The organism is Ekhidna sp., from assembly GCF_963691765.1.
Classification (GTDB): domain Bacteria; phylum Bacteroidota; class Bacteroidia; order Cytophagales; family Cyclobacteriaceae; genus Ekhidna.
The window spans coordinates 1,979,406-1,998,190 of sequence record NZ_OY829375.1; the positions used below are offsets into that span (position 1 = coordinate 1,979,406).

Annotated in this window: 12 protein-coding genes; 4 read left to right on the forward strand and 8 right to left on the reverse strand. The window is 38.9% G+C overall.

Annotated elements, in window-relative coordinates; genetic code table 11:
• Genes mreC through rodA form a run of 4 tightly spaced genes read left to right on the forward strand, consistent with a single transcriptional unit; the run spans position 1 to position 4,370 of the window.
• On the forward strand, positions 1-801 hold the full coding sequence (gene mreC, locus ACY650_RS09280; protein ID WP_462254013.1) for a rod shape-determining protein MreC: 801 nt from the start codon (positions 1-3) through the stop codon (positions 799-801).
• On the forward strand, positions 798-1,313 hold the full coding sequence (locus ACY650_RS09285) for a hypothetical protein (RefSeq protein WP_462254015.1): 516 nt from the start codon (positions 798-800) through the stop codon (positions 1,311-1,313). The genes mreC and ACY650_RS09285 overlap by 4 nt, the downstream gene beginning before the upstream one ends.
• Positions 1,310-3,133, forward strand: a complete 1,824-nt coding sequence (locus ACY650_RS09290; protein WP_462254017.1) for a peptidoglycan D,D-transpeptidase FtsI family protein — start codon at positions 1,310-1,312, stop codon at positions 3,131-3,133. The genes ACY650_RS09285 and ACY650_RS09290 overlap by 4 nt, the downstream gene beginning before the upstream one ends.
• Positions 3,102-4,370, forward strand: a complete 1,269-nt coding sequence (rodA, locus tag ACY650_RS09295) for a rod shape-determining protein RodA (protein WP_462254019.1) — start codon at positions 3,102-3,104, stop codon at positions 4,368-4,370. Before ACY650_RS09290 ends, rodA begins: the two co-directional genes overlap by 32 nt.
• 2 nt (positions 4,371-4,372) lie before the next feature.
• On the opposite strand, the gene ACY650_RS09300 is transcribed toward rodA, so the two are convergent.
• The 8 genes from ACY650_RS09300 to ACY650_RS09335 all read right to left on the reverse strand — a co-directional run bounded on the left by ACY650_RS09300 (position 4,373) and on the right by ACY650_RS09335 (position 18,765).
• Positions 4,373-4,777 carry a hypothetical protein gene (locus ACY650_RS09300; RefSeq protein WP_462254021.1) on the reverse strand — a complete coding sequence of 135 codons (405 nt, stop codon included), beginning with the start codon at positions 4,775-4,777 and terminating at the stop codon, positions 4,373-4,375.
• Positions 4,778-4,780: 3 nt separating this feature from the next.
• Positions 4,781-6,181 (reverse strand): aldehyde dehydrogenase family protein, encoded by a 1,401-nt coding sequence (locus ACY650_RS09305; protein ID WP_462254023.1) that lies wholly within the window; start codon positions 6,179-6,181, stop codon positions 4,781-4,783.
• Positions 6,182-6,240: 59 nt separating this feature from the next.
• Positions 6,241-8,295: an OmpA family protein gene (locus ACY650_RS09310; RefSeq protein ID WP_462254025.1), complete on the reverse strand. Its 2,055-nt coding sequence runs from the start codon at positions 8,293-8,295 to the stop codon at positions 6,241-6,243.
• 10 nt (positions 8,296-8,305) lie between these two features.
• Positions 8,306-8,983: an OmpA family protein gene (locus ACY650_RS09315; protein WP_462254027.1), complete on the reverse strand. Its 678-nt coding sequence runs from the start codon at positions 8,981-8,983 to the stop codon at positions 8,306-8,308.
• A 98-nt stretch (positions 8,984-9,081) separates the two neighbouring features.
• Positions 9,082-10,389, reverse strand: a complete 1,308-nt coding sequence (locus tag ACY650_RS09320) for a peptidoglycan DD-metalloendopeptidase family protein (RefSeq protein WP_462254029.1) — start codon at positions 10,387-10,389, stop codon at positions 9,082-9,084.
• 18 nt (positions 10,390-10,407) lie between these two features.
• Positions 10,408-12,351: a protein-disulfide reductase DsbD family protein gene (locus tag ACY650_RS09325; protein ID WP_462254031.1), complete on the reverse strand. Its 1,944-nt coding sequence runs from the start codon at positions 12,349-12,351 to the stop codon at positions 10,408-10,410.
• Positions 12,352-12,354: 3 nt separating this feature from the next.
• Positions 12,355-13,722, reverse strand: coding sequence for a dipeptidase (locus ACY650_RS09330; RefSeq protein ID WP_462254033.1), 1,368 nt, complete (start codon positions 13,720-13,722; stop codon positions 12,355-12,357).
• A gap of 69 nt (positions 13,723-13,791) precedes the next feature.
• Positions 13,792-18,765, reverse strand: coding sequence for a hypothetical protein (locus ACY650_RS09335; protein ID WP_462254035.1), 4,974 nt, complete (start codon positions 18,763-18,765; stop codon positions 13,792-13,794).
• Between the last annotated feature and the right edge of the window lie 20 nt (positions 18,766-18,785).

The window sequence follows — 18,785 nt, forward strand, 5'->3', positions numbered from 1 at the left end:
ATGCAAAGGCTTTTAGATTTCCTTTATCAACAGAGAGAAGTAGCCGTATTCATAGGCTTGGAAATCGTGAGTGCGTGGCTTCTTGTCAATTTTAATAATAGATACAACGCTTCCTTTCTTAATTCCAGTAATGAAGTATCAGCATCCGTTACTCAGACTTCAAATGATGTTAGTGATTACTTTAAACTGACAGATATCAACGAACAGTTAATGTTGGAGAATGCTAGACTTCAACAAGAACTCCGACTCCTGAGGACAGACAAGTACGCTTTTATTGATACTGTAGATCAATATCGGGTAATTGGAGCCAGAGTCATAAATAACACGTTTGATAGAGGCGCAAACTTCATAACAATTTCAGCGGGTAGAAAGGACAGTATATCGGTAGGAATGGGTGTAATCTCATCCTTTGGCGTGGTGGGTCAAGTAAAATCTGTAACGAACAATTTTGCAACGATATATTCACTGCTCCACCCAAAGCTTCTTGTTTCTTCTATGCTGAAAAGAACCGATACTAAATGCACTGTTCAGTGGGATCAAGAAACGTATGATAGGGCGAGTGTGAAGTATATTCCCAGACATATCAAGTTACAAGAAGGAGACTCTATTGTGACTTCTGGGTTTAACTCCGTATTTCCTGATAATATTCTTGTAGGAGTTGTTGATGAACTAAATTTAGAAGAGCACATGACTTTTTACGAGGCTAAGTTGAAGCTAGCAACGGACTTCACCAGCTTGTACCAGGTGTTTGTGATTAATGACTTGCTTAAATCAGAAAAAGACTCGCTGGAGCTGCCATGACCAGAATTAGCATAAAAGAACAGATTTTAAACCTAATCCTGCTTTTGTTGGTACAATTACCATTAATTCATCGCGTAACGCTGCTTGATAAGGCTTTTGGTTTCTTTTATATAGGATTTTTATTGCTTTTGCCAAGGACATTGAGTCGGTCATACTTGATGATTATTGCTTTTTTTTCTGGGCTTCTTGTAGATGTATTTTCTGATACCCCAGGTATTCATGCCTCGGCTTCAGTATTTATAATGTTTATCAGAAATTTTTGGCTGAATGTTGTTAATGATGACGCCCAAGAGGTAATTAACTTGAATATTTCAAGCCTAAAAAAGACAGGCTTCATTTACTATATATTCCCGCTGGTCTTTATTCATCATTTATTGATTTTTGTCATTGAAAATGGGGGATTCCATCTATTTGGAATTCTGTTTAGCAAAACATTCTTCAGTGCACTTTTCAGCTCAGCAGTGATATTCATCATTAACTTTATCGTTGCACCAAAGAAGCAAAGGGCATGAGAGGTAGGAGTTTATTGATTAGGGCTCTAATACTATTTACAGTAATAATTTTTACTGCAAGGCTCTTCTACATACAGATCCTTGATGAGGATTATAAAGTGGCTGCAGAAAATAATGTAGTTCAAAAGATCGTGCAATATCCCTTTCGAGGATTAGTTTATGACAGCAATGATAGCCTGGTGATATTCAATTCGCCTGTTTATGATCTCATGATTGTGCCCAAGGAAGCTGAGATTGCGGATACGACAGCTTTTTGTAATCTCTTAGAGATAGAACGCGAGGAATTTGATGAGAAGCTGAGTAAAGCTAAAAGGTATTCATCCATTCTTGCCTCTAAGTTTATTGAACAGATTTCAGATGATCTTTTTGCTAAACTTCAAGATCAACTTATAAGATATCCAGGATTTTATGTCCTGCCAAGAACCATTCGATCATACAACACAGCATCACTTGCAAATGTTGTTGGTTATGTAGGTGAGGTTAGCAGTAATTATTTGAATCGGGATACAACTGATTACTATCGTTCCGGGGATTATATTGGAATTGGTGGCATTGAAAAGTCCTATGAGAACCATCTTCGAGGGAAACGAGGAGCTACATATAAGGTAGTAGATGTACAAGGCATTATTAAAGATGATTATCGAGGAGGAGAATATGATACATTGCCTCAATCCGGCGAAAGTATTCATCTTACGATTGATTTAGAGCTCCAACAATATGCTGAGAAGCTTATGGAAGGAAAAGTTGGTAGTGTGGTAGCTATTGAACCTTCGACTGGGAGAATCCTGGCTTTGGTATCTGCACCATCTTACGATCCTCAACTGCTTAGTGGTAAAGGTTTAAGTGAAAACTTTGGTGTGCTTAATAAGGATGAAAATAAACCATTCTTAAACAGACCCCTCCAGGCACGTTATCCACCGGGTTCAATGTTTAAAACCATACAAGGAATTATTGCTATGCATGAAGGAGTAGTTTCATCTAATGAAATCATCAGGACAGATGGTAGCAATATTGGTGATTTAGCCCCTCCAGGTCCATATGACATGGTTAAGGCTATTACAAAGTCATCTAATAACTATTTCTATTTGATAATGAGACGCATGGTGCAAAGGGGCTTGGATGAAAGTGCTTACATCGACTCTAGAATTGGATTAGAGAATTGGCGAGAACACGTAATGGAATTCGGTTTAGGACGTAAATTAGGCGTAGACTTGCCAAATGAGGTTATTGGAAATGTACCCAGTCTGGACTCATATGATCGACTCTATGGGGCAAAAAGGTGGAAATATTCTAACATAGCTTCGCTTAGTATTGGTCAAGGAGAATTGACGGTCACACCCCTTCAAATGGCTAATTTGGGTGCAATCCTTGCAAATCGTGGTTATTTTATTACTCCTCATGTGGTTGATAAAATTGAGGGATGGCCAAACCCTAACATTAAGAAAGAGATTTTACCATATGATCCTGAGATTTTTGAATCAGTCCTAAAAGGAATGGAACAAGTGGTAATGGCTGGCTCTGGAATTCGCGGATACTATGCACCATTGAAACTTGCAGGTAAGACAAGCACAGTGCAAAATCCTCACGGAGAGGATCATTCTGGGTTTATGGGCTTTGCTCCTTTGGATGACCCTAAGATTTCAATTGCAGCATATGTGGAAAACGCAGGTCAGGGAGGTAGGGCAGCTGTCTCTGTTGCAAGTTTGTTAGCAGAAAAATATGTTATGGATAGTGTCTCCAGATTTTGGCTGGAGGATTATGTATTAGAAGAAAGATATTTACCAAAGAATGCGCCAAGACCAACTATCGCAGAAAATTGACTGGCTTTCAGTCCTTGTTTTTGGGGCGCTTGTAATTGCAGGCTGGCTCAATATTTATGCTGCAGAATACGATCCAGCAGTGAATCAAAGTTTGTTTGATTTCAGCACAAGTGCAGGCAAACAACTAATTTGGATTCTTACTTCTATCGCGATTGCGTTTACAATTTTCTTTTTTGATTATAAATTTTTTGACTCTTTCGCCTATATAATTTATGGTGTTGTAATGGCTACACTATTATTTATCCTAATTGGTGGTAAGGAAGTTGCAGGGTCAAAATCATGGGTTGGTATTGGCAGTTTCGGATTGCAGCCATCCGAATTTGCCAAATTTGCTACTGCTTTAGCATTGGCGAAGTATCTGGACGGTGTAAATCGAAAGCTAACGGATCTAAATACTTTAGGTATTGCTTTTGCAATCATAGTATTACCTATGGCGCTAACAATCCTACAAGGTGATACAGGTACAGCATTGGTATTTGCAGCATTAGTAGTACCGATGTTTAGAGAAGGGATGCCGCCTTTATTGCTCGTAATAGGGCTTTCAATTTTTGCTGTATTTATTTTGACTCTTCTCGTAAGTCAGACGGTATTGTTGGCAGGGATTGCAGTAATCACTCTTTTAGCTTTAGGTCTAAATGCAAGAACTCCAAAAAGGCTTGTCTATATAATAGCAGGTGCAATAGTTGTTACCTCTGTAGTTAGAAGTGTTGATTTTGTTCTTACAGATGTATTACAACCCCACCAACAAAAACGAGTTTTGTCACTAGTTAACCCAAACATTGATCCTTTAGGTGTTGGCTGGAATGTAACCCAATCTAAAATTGCAATTGGATCAGGAGGGTTTGTTGGAAAAGGCTTTTTAGAAGGGACACAAACAAAATTCGACTTTGTGCCGGAGCAAACAACAGATTTTATTTTTTGTACTATAGGAGAAGAGCACGGTTGGATTGGCAGCGTATTAATGCTAGCTCTTTTTGCTACATTATTACTGAGGTTAGTCCATTTGGCCGAAAGACAAAAGTCAACTTTTTCTAGACTCTTTGGATACGGTGTAGTTGGTATAATCTTTTTCCATTTTACAGTAAACATAGCCATGACAATTGGTCTATTTCCTGTTATTGGAATACCTCTTCCATTTTTTAGTTATGGTGGGTCATCGTTGTGGGCTTTTACTATTTTGTTATTTAGCTTCTTAAAGCTAGATGCGAATAGAATGCAGGTACTACAGAGGCTATAAGATTACTTGCTCAAAGTCACATATATATCTTCCATTAACTGAAGCCTTATCCTATCATCAGTTTTAGAAGTTATCACATATGTCATACCAGGTGATTCTACACCATTCATGAGATACAATGTGTCTCCAGAAACATGCCATATTTGAGAATGAGCTAATGTGTCTATAGCAAAAATACAACCGGGGTATCCATTCACTGTTTTAGTTAGACTGTCTTGGGTAAATGCAAATTTTCCAGTCATGTAAAATTCCATATCTTCAACTCCTGGGTAGGATTCAGGCGGAGTTTCCCACTCTGCGTTCCATTCACCGTGCCATTCTGTTGGACGGTTTAAAGATTTTTCTTCAGAAGTTGAATTGCAGCCAGCTGCGACTGCAAGCATTAAAATAAAAGCAAGTCTTTTCACGGCTCAAAAATACTTAACCATAAAATCTATCATAAACTTTTTAAAGCTAGAGTATGGTGGATACACTGTCTTTGCCATAGTTAGTCCTCGACGTTGCTTTACAACTGCTTTTTCATTAGAAAAAGCAATAAAGCCTGTATGACCATGCGCTTTGCCTATACCGCTGTTATTTACTCCACCAATAGGTAGGTTTGGGTGTGCAAATTGAAGCACGACATCATTTATAGTAAACATTCCAGCACTTGTTTCTTTCTTTATTCGATTCATTGTCGATCTGCGTTTAGAAAATAAATAAAGCGCTAATGGTTTTGGCTTCTCATTGATAAATTTTATGACCTTATCAAGGTCATCATATACCATCAAAGGTAGAATCGGTCCAAAAATTTCCTCCTCCATAAGTCTCGAGTTCTTGGCAACGTTTGACAAGAGCGTTGGTGAGAATCTAAGATTATCCCTGTCTGACTTACCACCACATTCAATATCAGCTCCTTTATCTATTGCATCAGCCATTAAATCATTGATACGATTGTGATGGTCTCTGCTGATTATCCCCCCGTATGTCTCTTTTGATCCATAGATCTTATTAGACTGAACAATCAATTCTTCAATAAGATGATCTTTCACACTTTCATGCACGAAAAGGTAGTCTGGAGCAATGCATACTTGCCCCGCATTTTGCCATTTGCCCCACGCAATCTTTTCAGCAGCATCTTTAATACTTGCAGTTTCATCTACGATAGTTGGTGACTTTCCTCCCAACTCAAGTGTAACGGAAGCTAAATGTTCTGCAGCTGCAGACATTACAACTTTTCCTACCTGAGGGCTTCCCGTAAAAAATATATGATCGAATGGTAGGGAAAGTAATTCTTGTGATTCCTTCACAGCTCCAAGGACGACCGAGACTTCTTCAGGATTAAATAGCTCGTTGCACATTTTCTGAATAAGTACTGAGGTGTTTTCTGAATATTCCGATGGCTTAATAATACAAGTATTTCCTGCAGCAATTGAGGATACCAGAGGGCCTATTGCAAGCTGAAAGGGATAGTTCCATGGAGAAATAATCAGGCATGCACCCTTAGGTTCATAAAACGTTTCAGCCTTTGTGCCTAAGTAGGTAATACTTGCTGGAGCTGATTTTGGCGCCATCCATGCTTTTAGGTTTTTTCTGGCTTTCCTAACTTCCGATAAAACAACAAAAATTTCTGTTAGATCAGCTTCTTCGGCCGGTTTTTGTAAATCACTGTGTATGGCTTTTTGGATTTCCTGTCTATGACTTAAAATCCAGTCCTCAAGCTTCCTAAGTTTTTCTTTTCGTTGTTTGAGCGTTGAAGTTCTTAATGCTATTGAGTGATCTTTAACACGTTCGAACAGATCTCTAATCTCAGATTGTGTGGTAATATCCATCTCATAAAAATAAAAAAGTCAGCTTAAAGCTGACTTTTTCTTCGATGTCTTTTTAGTAGCTATTCTATCACAAATTCAACTCGTCTATTTTTCTGTCTGTTTTCAGGAGTATCATTAGGAACCTTAGGCTGACTCTCACCAAAGGCCTTGAATGATAGACGATCTCTGCTAATTCCATTCTTAATGAAATAGTCCATTACTGCTTTAGCTCTCTTTCCAGAAAGATTCATATTGTAGTTGGGGTCACCCACGCTATCTGTATGTCCAGCGATCGAGATTTTTTCAATAGTTCCATCCTTTAAGTAGTTAAGAACTCTGTTTAACTCTGGGTATGAAGCTGTCTTCAACTCAGTTTTATCAAAGTCAAAGAAGATATTCTTAAGCTCGATAGTTTCGCCTTTTTGAATAGGGAAAATTCGAATGAATTTCTCTACAGTATCTGATTTTGAAAGCTCAACGAAATCTAAACGTTCAGTTTCTGAAATATATCCCGGAGCCTCTCCAACTAGCCCATACTGCCAGCCACCTTGAACCGTAAACTTAAATGTACCTGTTTCATTTGTTGCGGCATGACCAATATCCAATCCATCAGGAAGTCTCTCGATTAGAACAGTTGCTCCATTTACTGGTTTCTCAGTCTTCGCGTCAACTACAGTACCCGATACAGTTGCAATTATTTCTTCTGGAACCAAATGCTCAACAGATGAAGCCAAAGGAGACTCAATTTTGTCAGAGAACAAGTCTTCTACCTTAAAAGTAAAAATGTCGGTATCTTCTCCCTTTTCACCTCTGGTGAAATATAAATTTTGACCTGTTGTTGGAATGCTGAAGTATTCATCATTTCCTTCTTTATTAATTCCTGGGCCTAAGTTCTCAGGTTCTGACCAGCGTTTCCAGGTATCATCAAGTTTGAAAGAAACATAAATATCGGCACCACCATATCCAGTATAGCCATCTGATGAGAAGTAAAGAGTACGTCCATCTTCAGCCATAAATGGCGATTCGTCTTCACCAAGTGAGTTTATATCATCTCCAAGATTTAGAGGCTCAGACCATGTTCCGTCATTTTTTTTGAAGGATACATATAAATCTCTTGAACCATAAGTGTCGTCTCTTTCGGCAGACATAATCATGGCCTTACCGCCTGGAACTAAAAAGAAGTCCGCATTTGGCGAATAGTTGTATTCATTATCTATCTCGATTGAAACGGGATCAGAAAAGCTATCACCTTCCGTCGTGGACATGGAAACTCCCGTATACATACGTCCCTTTTTTCCATATCTATTTCCGAGAATTAAAGTTTCTTTTCCGTCGGGAGTCATGCTTATTGAACTGATAAAATTCGGGCCTTTTGTATTTAATGGAGGACCAACATTTTTTGCAGGGAGCCACTCTCCAGTTTCTTCATCTAACTCAGAAACCCAGATGTCTTCAGCATCATTTACACCACCAACATTGTCTGGGTGAAATTGTCTTGAGAAGTAAAGCTTTTTCCCATCAGGTGAAATTATTGGACTATGCTCCACATAATCACTATTAACATTAGTGCTTAGTTTTTCTGCATCAACTGAGCTATTTACCCCTGTAGCAAGATTTAATAATACATTGATAGGTATGTTTGAAGCAGAAATCCCGATTGCATCAATTGCATTATATCCATCTGAAATACTACCATCTAACACCACCCTAACTGCTTGAACTGCGTAAGGTGTTGTTTCAAAGAACAGGTTCAATAACCTGGATTCAATGGGAAGATCTCTGGGTGTGAGTTCAAACAATAAGTATTCATTGTACTCTGCATCATACCCATAAACTGCCTTTACAGCTCCAGGATTTTCTGATTCAGCTATCGCAACTTGTTTTGCTTTGATAGGTGTACTAAACGACACCATGATAAACTCCTCTTTGTCAGTGTTTTTTGGTCGCCAAGCATTAGGATTTTCTCCACCATTAGGTAGCACATTGGGCCTATGCAATGTTTGAATAGCAGAGTATTCATATGGCGAAAATTCAGAGGAAACATCAATTACCTGAGTTCCCCAAGCAACTGTTTCTTGAGCACTGGCGGATAGCATTGTTAGCAGGCCAATTGTTATAAGGAAGATATTTTTCATTTGTCTTTAATTAACGGCGGATAACTCTTACTTCTACTCTTCTGTTGAGGGCTTTGGCCTCGTCAGTTCTATCCTGGGTTATTGGCTGGGTTCCACCAAATGCTTTGGTGAAGATTCTACTTTTCTTAACTCTTTGATCTATCAGGTATTCTTGAACGGCAATTACTCTTGCTTCTGAAAGGCGCATATTGGCGTCTGGATTTCCAGCAAAATCCGTATGACCTTCAAGTTGAATAATAATTGAAGGATTATCGTTCAACCAAATTGCTAATTCATTTAACTCTGAATAAGAGCTAGGTGAAATTTGATCGCTTCCCCTTGCGAAAATAAGATTCTCAAGTTTTCGAAGTTCAATGATATCTTCTTCAATATAGATGTTGAATTCTTGACTCCCCTTGACATCAACTTCTCCCGTGTACTTGTTAAAACCGTCTTTGGATACTGAAATATTATATTTCTGACCCTGGACTAGTTCAAGTTCGAAAGTGCCATTAGTTTTCGTTGAAGCCATACCCATATCGTCATAATATGGAAGTTTTTCGTAGAGGATATTCCCGACAACAGGTGTGGAATCTTGAGCTTTAAGCATAGTGCCGTATACACGCACTAAGGTATCACTTGAGACCTGAGCTACTGAGGCAGTTGCTAAAGCGAGCGAAAAAAAGGCGATCAAATATGTTTTTCGCATTTGAATTTCGGATGATTTAAGCCAAAATAACTCAAATAAATGCAAAAACTAAAGAATACTTTAGCGTTTCGGCAAGACTATATGTTATTGCTACCTATTTAGGGATTTGGATTGTCCTCAGATTCAGATGGTATTTTAGCAAGAAGGGGTTCAACATTTTCAAGATCTATGTTGTCTAAAACTGATTTTAATGAGTCACTAAACACTTTAAAATCACCAATTCTAGTAGAATCGATACCGCTGGAAGAAGGCAAATCAACCTTCAACGCATCAACCTGTCTTCCGTTTTTCCAGAAACGAAAACAAAGGTGCGGTCCGTTTGCTAATCCTGTGCTACCCACATAACCAATTGTCTGTCCTTGCTTAACAGTTGTCCCAGGTCGAATACCGCGCGCAATTTTTGACATATGAAGATACTGAGTAGTGTAATTGCTGTTATGTTTTATTTTAACATAATTACCATTACCACCATGATATCTAGCCTCTAACACAACGCCGTCTCCGACCGTTCGAATAGGAGTACCAGTAGGAGCTGCATAGTCCGTACCTAGGTGTGCTTTATACCTTTTCTGAACCGGATGGAATCTTCTCAAAGAAAAGCGTGAACTTATTCTTGAATAATTTAAAGGTGCTCTTAGAAGGGTTTTTCTTAGACTATTTCCTTTTTCATCAAAGAAATCAACTTTCTCATCAGTCGGGTATGCTATGGCATAATATGGTTTACCCCAATGTTCGAAATAGGCTCCTTTAATACTTTTTATACCGACTATTTTATCTTCAACTGTTTCTTCTTCATAAATAAGTTTGAATTTATCTCCCTTAGCAATTCGAAAAAAATCAACTTGCCATGCGAATACGTCAACCAGTTGATTGACTAAAAGTGGAGATGCTCCCTGATCCAAAATGGCATTATAAAGAGATGAATTTATTTCAGCAGCTAACTGCCTCTCAGTAACTTTTATAGGCTTCTTTTGAAGTTCTGCATAAATAGTATCTACTAAGTTGTAAACTACGAACTCTGTTTGTGATGGCTCGAAGATGAACTGTCGTGCTGTTTTTAGGGAATCGCGATCATGAATTATGGAATAGTTGGCTCCGGCTTTCAACTTTCTAACATCATATACACTTTTTGCATTTTGTGCTAAGGTGTGGATTTCCTTAAAGGAAATATTGAAAGCAGATAGAATCTCGGATAAATTTTGATTCCACTTTACCTTTCCCTCTACAACATCAAAAGAGTCTATCGGGTACCCGTAATAAAGTGTGGGAGTATAAATCAGTGATGAGTCGACTTCTACTTCTTCAGAAACAAACTCTTCTTCAGACTCAGGAGTTTGATAATAAAGAATTGAAATGAGTGCGATTGTAAGTCCGGTTATTACCAGCCAGATTTTCGTTTTTCTCATGTAGTTAGCTTGATGACGCTACAAAACTGCGTTATTTCGATGGTTTTGCAAGGCTTTATCCAGAAAATCAATAAAAGAGGAGACATTCAGATCATATGCTCGTGGCTCAATAAGCAGCTGCTCATCATCATTAAGAATGACATAAAATGGCTGCGCATTGTTGTTGAACCTTGTAATCTGAAAGTCAGCGTTTTGCTGCCCAATGGTCTTTTTAGTTTTTCCGTCAAAAGTTGATGCATACCATGAGGATTCAGGCAGCTTCGTTCTGTCATCAACGTATAATGCAACCAACACAAAATCTTGACTTAGTCTTTTTAATACTTCATTGTCTGACCAAACGCGTTGCTCCATCTCCCTACAGTTTACGCAACCGTGACCTGTAAAATCAATGAAGATGGGTTTTCCCTGTTCTTTGGCACATGAAACTGCTTGTTCATAATCGAAATAGCCATTTAAACCGTGCGGCCAATGGAGAATGTCTGAATAGTTAGGGTCTTCACATGTATTTCCACCAGCATCAACCTGAAGCAGGTTAAAATTATGCGTGCTCATTGGAGGAAGGAAGCCAGAAAGTGATTTAAGAGGGGCGCCCCATAATCCAGGAACTAGTGAGAACACGAATGCAAAAGTACCTACGGCAAGAATTAGTCGTGCTACCGAAATTTTATCAGAATCTGAGTCACTTTTTAACTTTAGCTTACCAATAAGATATAATCCTAATAGACCAAAAATGGCTATCCAAAGTGCAATAAAAATCTCTCTGTCGAGAATACCCCAGTGATAGGAAAGATCTGCAACGCTTAGGAATTTTAAAGCTAGCGCCAACTCCAGAAACCCTAAAACTACCTTTACGGAATTTAGCCAGCCACCAGACTCAGGCATTGATTTAAGCCAAGCAGGGAATATGGCAAATCCAGTAAAAGGAATTGCAAACGCTAGCGAAAATCCAAACATAGCTGAGGTGCCATCAATAATACTACCACCACTAAGTGTATTTATGAGCGCCGTGCCTACGATTGGGAAGGTGCACGAGAAGCTTACCAATACTAGCGTGATAGCCATGAAGAAGATTCCAATCAAGCCACCTCTATCTGCTTGTTGATCAATTTTATTAACAAGTCCAGAAGGAAGTGTGATTTCGAAAAGCCCAAAAAATGACAGCGCGAAAAGTATAAAAACAGAGAATATTATCAGATTAAATAACCAGTGCGTGCTAAGTTCATTGAGTGCGGTAAATCCCCAAATAAACGAAATAAGAAAACCGAGTAAGCTAAAAAAGACAACTATAGATAAGCCATAAATTAAGGCCTTTGCTATTCCTTCTTTTTTGCTTTTGCTCTGCTTAAGAAATATGGATACCGTCATAGGTATCATTGGGTATACACAGGGCGTGAGAAGCGCAACTAGCCCAGCCAAGAAAGCGGTTAATAATATGGACCACAGACTGCTTCCCTGTTGGTCTAATTCAGTCTTTTTTTTTATTTCATCATTTTTGGAATCGCCATTTGACAAGAGGAATTCATCATCAAACGGGATGCATTTACCATCTACGTCAGAACAAACTTGATAGAGATAGATTCCAGAAATCTTAAAGTCTTCTTTTAGTATTTTGACCTTTTGAATGAAGAGTCCCTCTTTTTTGAAATAACTGTATTCCCCACCCCAGATAGCTGAATCATATCCTCTTAAAGGATTTACTGGCTTAATCCCGTCTATGAGTTCGTATGAATCATCTTTATTAAACTCAAACTCAGTTACCATTGGACCAAGGTCTGGATCAAAGTCCGACGAATACAGATACCAATCTTGTTCGATTTTTGCTTTGAATCTGATCTCTATTTCGTCGCCAACTCCAGGAGATGATTCCGATAGTTCTACCTCCCAACTAATTGGCTTTAAAACTTGACCAATTGTAGATAAGGCTGTTAAGAGTAGTAACCCAATAAAAAAAGTCTTTTTCATTTCTTATGACTTTGACATATCAGTGAAGAACTGATAGAAATGAGAAATCGTTTCAATGCCTCTGTAATAATTGAAAAGGCCATAGCTTTCATTTGGAGAGTGAATGGCGTCTTCATTAAGGCCAAATCCCATTAAGATCGAGTCTAGTCCCAGCACTTCTTGAAATAGCGCTACGATTGGAATACTTCCACCTTCTCTTGTAGGAATAGGCTCTTTCCCCCAAGTCTTTTCCATAGCTTTAGCGGCGGCCTTATAGCCTATTGAGTCTGTCGGGATGACTGACGCTTCACCACCATGATGAGGGGTGACTTTAACCTTGACATGCTCAGGTGCTATACTCATGAAATGGTTGGTAAACATTTCTGTGATCTCGCTGCTCACCTGATTTGGTACTAATCGCATGGAGATTTTAGCGTAAGCTTTTGATGGCAATACCGTTTTAGCGCCTTCTCCAATATATCCTCCCCAAATTCCATTGACATCTAGTGTAGGTCTTATTCCAGTTCGTTCGATAGTCGTGTATCCTTCTTCGCCTTTTACAGTTTCAATATCTAGATGCTCCTTGTATTCTGAAAGATCAAAAGGCGCGAGGTTCATTTTCTTTCTGTAGTCATCTGATAACACTTCAACCTTATCATAAAACCCAGGTATGGTGATTTCTCCTTTTTCGTTTTGCAAAGAAGCGATCATTTGACAAAGCGTGTTGATCGGGTTTCCAACAGCTCCTCCATAAGTTCCTGAATGGAGATCTCGGTTTGGCCCAGTTACTTCTACTTCTAAATAGCTCAATCCCCTTAAACCAACTGTAATGGAAGGCGTGTCGTTGCTAAGAATGGCTGTGTCAGATATCAGGATTACATCTGCAGCTAATTTTTCCTTATTCTCTTTCACAAATACTTCAAGATTTTCAGAGCCAACCTCTTCTTCTCCTTCGATCATGAATTTAACATTACATGGCAAGCTGTCAGTCTTTAGTAATGCTTCATATGCTTTTACATGCATGTAGACTTGTCCTTTGTCGTCCGCTGAGCCTCTAGCATAAATTTTTTCGTTTTTTACAACTGGTTCGAATGGAGGAGAATCCCAAAGCTCATACGGATCAGCTGGTTGAACATCATAATGACCGTAAACGAGAACGGTTGGTAAGTTGGGGTCTTTTATATGTTCTGCATAAACAATCGGATATCCGGCAGTTTCGCAGATTTCAACATGTGTTCCTAGTTCGTCAAATCTTTCTTTAAGAAATTCAGCGGCTTTTCTTACATCGCCAGCATATTTGGAATCAGCACTTACAGATGGAATTCTTAGTAGATCGAGAAGTTCATTTAAGAATTGGTCTTTGTTTTCTTGAATGTAGGAAATAGCACTCATGGATAAGTTGTTTTTTGCAAACTTAATTCAGTAAGAGTTGCTAAAACACAAAATAGCTACTAAAGCTACTTATTCAAATCCAAAGCCGTCATCCTCATCGTCTTCTTCAATGGTATCAAAGTTTTCGTCTTCGACATTCACGTCATCAGGTGAAACCAGGTTATATGGTTCTTTGATGCCGAAATAATTGAGTCTGAAGTCATTAATATATGTGAGCGTTTCCGTCTCAGTTCCAACTGCAATTATCATTTCACCAGGCTTAGAACTTTCAACGTTGGATTTGGATTTGATTAGCTCATTAAAATCAGGGCTTGAAGAGTACAATACCAATTGGTTGAATGTATATCCAATGTAAAACCAAACTCCAGGTGCCGCTTGGATAAATAAATTCACTACTTCAGCTCCAGATTCGTCTTTCTTTATTTCTAGGAAACCGTCAAGTTTCGCGTTGACGTCATTACGATAAATGTTTGATATCCCCAATTTAGTAGTGTTATGCCATGCTTTTTGTCCTTGATCCCATTTCATCTTTACTCCTGTAATAAGCAATTGACGCTCTAACGCACGAGATGCAGAAACAAGAGGTGTGTAATCTTTTAAACTTGATTGCTCAAAGTTTTTCGCCGTTGCGTCATTAGTTAAGTTGGCCAGCTTATACAGCATTTCTAATGTGATATTATTAGCAGCAGGAGGGCCAATTCGTTCGATTATATCAATAAGCTCCTCAGCCATTATTTCAAATGTTCCAGATGGGGCATCTGGAAAGTCCAGTGCGATCATTGCATCACCAGAATATTCATTCGTTGCTTTATTTCCGACTCCAAGTACAGAAGCATCTACTTTAATTTGATTGTTAAGCGGATTTATAAAATTGACTTTCCCCTCAAAAACTATTGACTTGGAGCTATCCATATACATCATCGTATGTCCCTGATAAGAAGTGCCATCTGTCTTTGCTGGATTCTCTATTCTATAAGTTTTTGTTGAATCTGTAAAGGTCAGCACACCACTTGCCATGAAGAAGTCCGGATCAGATCCATTTGTTTTAGGCTCGACAAAAGTTGCGTATGGTTCATCCCTTACGTCTAAGTGAATACCTGCTCTGACAGCCTCACCACTTTCAAGCACTGCATTGTCAAAAGGCAGAGCTACATCTTTCTCTCCTTCCTCACGTCTAAATTGTACCCAATTTTCATAGTCAGGGTCAGCCAAATCTAGTTTTACGAGGCCATCGAGCTCAAGAGCTGGTTTTGAGGCATACATAATTACTGATCCTTTGTAGTAGAATCCAGGTGATATAACTACATTTTGGTTTTCCAATACTTCACCCCCTGATACTGTCATCAATCGAGTTTGATAGCGTCCTTTTCTATCAGGTTCTCCAAAAGGGACCTCTTGTAATTCAAAGCTGTCAAACCTAATATCAAATGTGTCTAGTCCTACAATCTGTTGATAGAATGCATTGCCCTCAAATTTGTTTCTTGAAATAATCCTGATAGACGCCCTATCTAAATAGTGATAACCATTGAGTGTGTCAATGATTATTTCAGCATTCTCAAATTTCTGAAGGACTGAATTGGCGAGAATGGTTGTTTCATTCCCTTCAGGAATGATTTTAGAATCCGCAACTGTAATGAATGGGATGCCTTGAACATTAAGCTCCTGCGTATTGATGTCATAAATTGCTTTTTCAGCATTAAATGCCAACGAATCAAGATCATCTCTAGTTGTAAAGAAGTAAGAATCTTCAATTGGTATATTGTCTGGCTTGGTCATAGTTACAACCGAGTCTTCCAGATCCCATACAGCTTCAGTAATTGAAGTTTTCATTTGGGCATATGGGAACGAAATTGCGGCTACACCAATGCGTTCAGGCCGTATGGTAGCGGTGTTATTGGTCAAGTCGAAATCCAATCTAATGTCATCTCCTGCCATTGCAGGTTTTGTTGGATCGTCAGTGAGAACTTCAAATTGAGCATGTCTTGCGCCATATTCAAGTTCTTTAAAATTTAGTTCGTCAGATTTAGATCTAGACCCCCGTGTAAGCATGGTCCCTCCACCGTATACTCCTTTTGTAGTGATATTAGCCTCACCAGTGAGCTCTGCTGTAGCATTATAGAATTTGAAAGGCTCTCCAACTGTACGCAAATACATACTATCTTTTCTAGGAAGCCAATACATATCATAAGTTCCTAATACTGCCTCTGGATAACTTGCTCCTTTATAGTCCCCGGGAGAAATAACTCCGCCGGTACCATCTGTGGTTACAGAGTCTGGATAATAAATGAAGTCGTCTGAGTAAATGGTGGTAGTTAGAAAGTCAATTTGGCCATACCCACGCATACCCTTGTTACTTAGTCTAATTTCTTCGTAGGTTTTTGCTTCTGTTCCATACAGGTTATATCCTTCGGTCGGAATCTGATGCTTAAAGCCAAGCGATCGATCTTCTTGGACATGCAGTGTTTCCGGAAAAGTTGGGAAAATACCACCTGAATTAAAGGTTCCTTCAAAACTTATACTTTCACCATCCTCTCGTTCGATGCTATCTACCTCAAATGGAGGGATAATAAACCTCACAGATTTGTCATAGGCACCATTAAGTACTTCTTTGCCATCAAAGTAGACAATCGCTTCACTATCTGAATTAAAAAATGGGTAACGTTTCTTTTCAACAATACCTGATTTGTTATCACTTGTGTTGATATGCAGTGTGCCAGAGGTTTCTGTAAGTTCATTTTGAAGAGTAGTGGTTTGTAAACCTGCTTCAGCGTTGGTTGAATCCCTTAATGGCACAGTAAGCCTCATTGAGTCAATTTGCGGCATGTTCACAATAAATTCTTCATAATCGAATTGATGCCCAACACCTTTGTATTGAAAGTCTCCGGCATGTACCATTCCATCAAATTCAAGATTCCTTCCCTTTAATAATGTGACAGTACTATCCGCAGGCTCTCCATAAATTTTAAAGTCTGTGGTAAGGTAGAATCGGCTAACTCCTTTGATATTTAATTTTCCACTATCAAGTTGCATGTGAGCATTGGCTCCATCCTTGATCTTAGAAGGAACCATAAAGTTATCAAAGTCAATTGCTTCAGCCGAGGCGTCGTAATAGAGGAATGATTTTTGAAAAAGCTTTACTAGACCCGTGCTTCTATCATAATCGGCAAACTCATATTCCGAAAGCAGCTTCGCACCAGCTTTAGCTTGTCGTTCGTCTATTCCATATTCTAATGCTAATTCACCTACGTAGAATTCTTCTATATCATACTTACGAGCATAAAACACAAATGCATTAATAGGATGGAAGTCAAGAAATCTTCCCATTTTTCGATACCTAATCAGATCGAAAAAATTAGCAGATTCGAAGGTTGCAGGTAGGAGGTCTTTTCCATTCATCAATTCCATAGAAATCGAATCAACTTCCATATTCCATTTAACCAAGTCCACATTCATTGAGACATCAAAGTATGACGATTTGAAAGGGGTGAGTGTATTATTCCGAAGTATCATCAACTGTCTGCTTAGCAGATCAAATTTTGCTCGTACTGATTTGTGAACAATTGAATCACTGCCATGGAGTATTGTGACAGATCCTTTGTTCATTGAGACGGTTGAATCTCCAAGGAAAAAATCTAGTGATTTTAGTACAACAGTATTTCCTCTACCATCTAATATCTTAAGTGTTCCAAGTTCTCTTGATACGGACTTTCCATAGAGCTTATTGCCTTTAAGTTGTATCCCTCCTATATAGCTCAATTTGTCGTCATCAAATTTTACTGAAACGTCAGCCTTATTGGATGTAAATATTGGGTATTTACTCAGGGCTCTTTTCGGTCTTCGTGTGCTATTGAATTCGAATACACCATCTATTTGACCTTCCCCCGAGAACTTTTCAAATTGTAGAGATGCATTGGGAGTCCAAAAGTCGGATCTATCTTTTTTGAGATGAAAATCTTTAAGCTGGATAACAGCCCCTCTGAATTTCATATTTCTTCCTGGCCAATCCAATGAACCTTGCGATCCAACCAAAGTACGGTCCTTCAAGAGAAAACTGCCCTTAACACTTTTAAGTTTTAACGAATCAAATGGAGTGGCAATTATTGTTCTCGCGTTTAATATTTCTATTACAGGGCCTTCTAATTCAGGATGTACATATTGATACTGTTTTAGGGTCAAATAATCCGTAACAGCAGGTGTATAGCTAGGTCTTACGGCTTTGGGCTGTTCTTGAACTGGCTCCGGTTCACTTCCCCACGAGTCATTAGAATTTCCCCAGCTATCATCGCTTCCCCATGAATCGTTAGAATCACCCCAAGAGTCATCAGAGTCTCCCCACGAGTCATTGCTATCACCCCAAGAATCATCTGAGTTCCCCCAAGAATCATTGTTTCCCCAGCTATCATTATTGTCCCCCCAGGAGTCATTTCCCCATGAATCGTCAGCTGGCTGATCAATTATCTCTGGCATTTCATCTTCAGAGATGAGTGCAATAGAATCCTCCGCAATCTCTTCTTCTACAATTTCTTCATCAGGCTCTATTTGGATATACTCATCCAACAACTTGAATTCATAAGTACCTTCTGGCGCCTGTACGACAAGGTTTTTGTCTAAGCTGAGGTAACGTCTCGCAAAATAAATATTAAGTCCAAACAGAAATTCTTTGTATTCTGTCCTATTAAGTGTTTGAACTACTTGTTCATTGATTTCAAGTACTTTGTCGAGCTGGTCTCTTTGTAAATTTTCTTGGGCTACTGAGTAAGCGAGGTAGGTGAAATAGTGGTAGAAATATGGGTAAAACTCATACCCCTTTTTTTGCATTGCAAGTGCAATCTTATGCGCTTTATCTTGTTGGGCGTTCGTAAATTTCCCATCCCAAGCGTTTTGAAAATCGTAGGCGATTTTTCTGGCCGACTCAGTTCCAATAGATCTAAGCTTGGCAATAGCTTGCCCACGAAACTCCGTTTTATCTTCGGAATATCGTTGAGCTTGAACTGAACTAACAGTTAGCATCAATGCGACTATTGTAAGAATAAGCGAGCGCATAATGCGATAAAGATATTTAT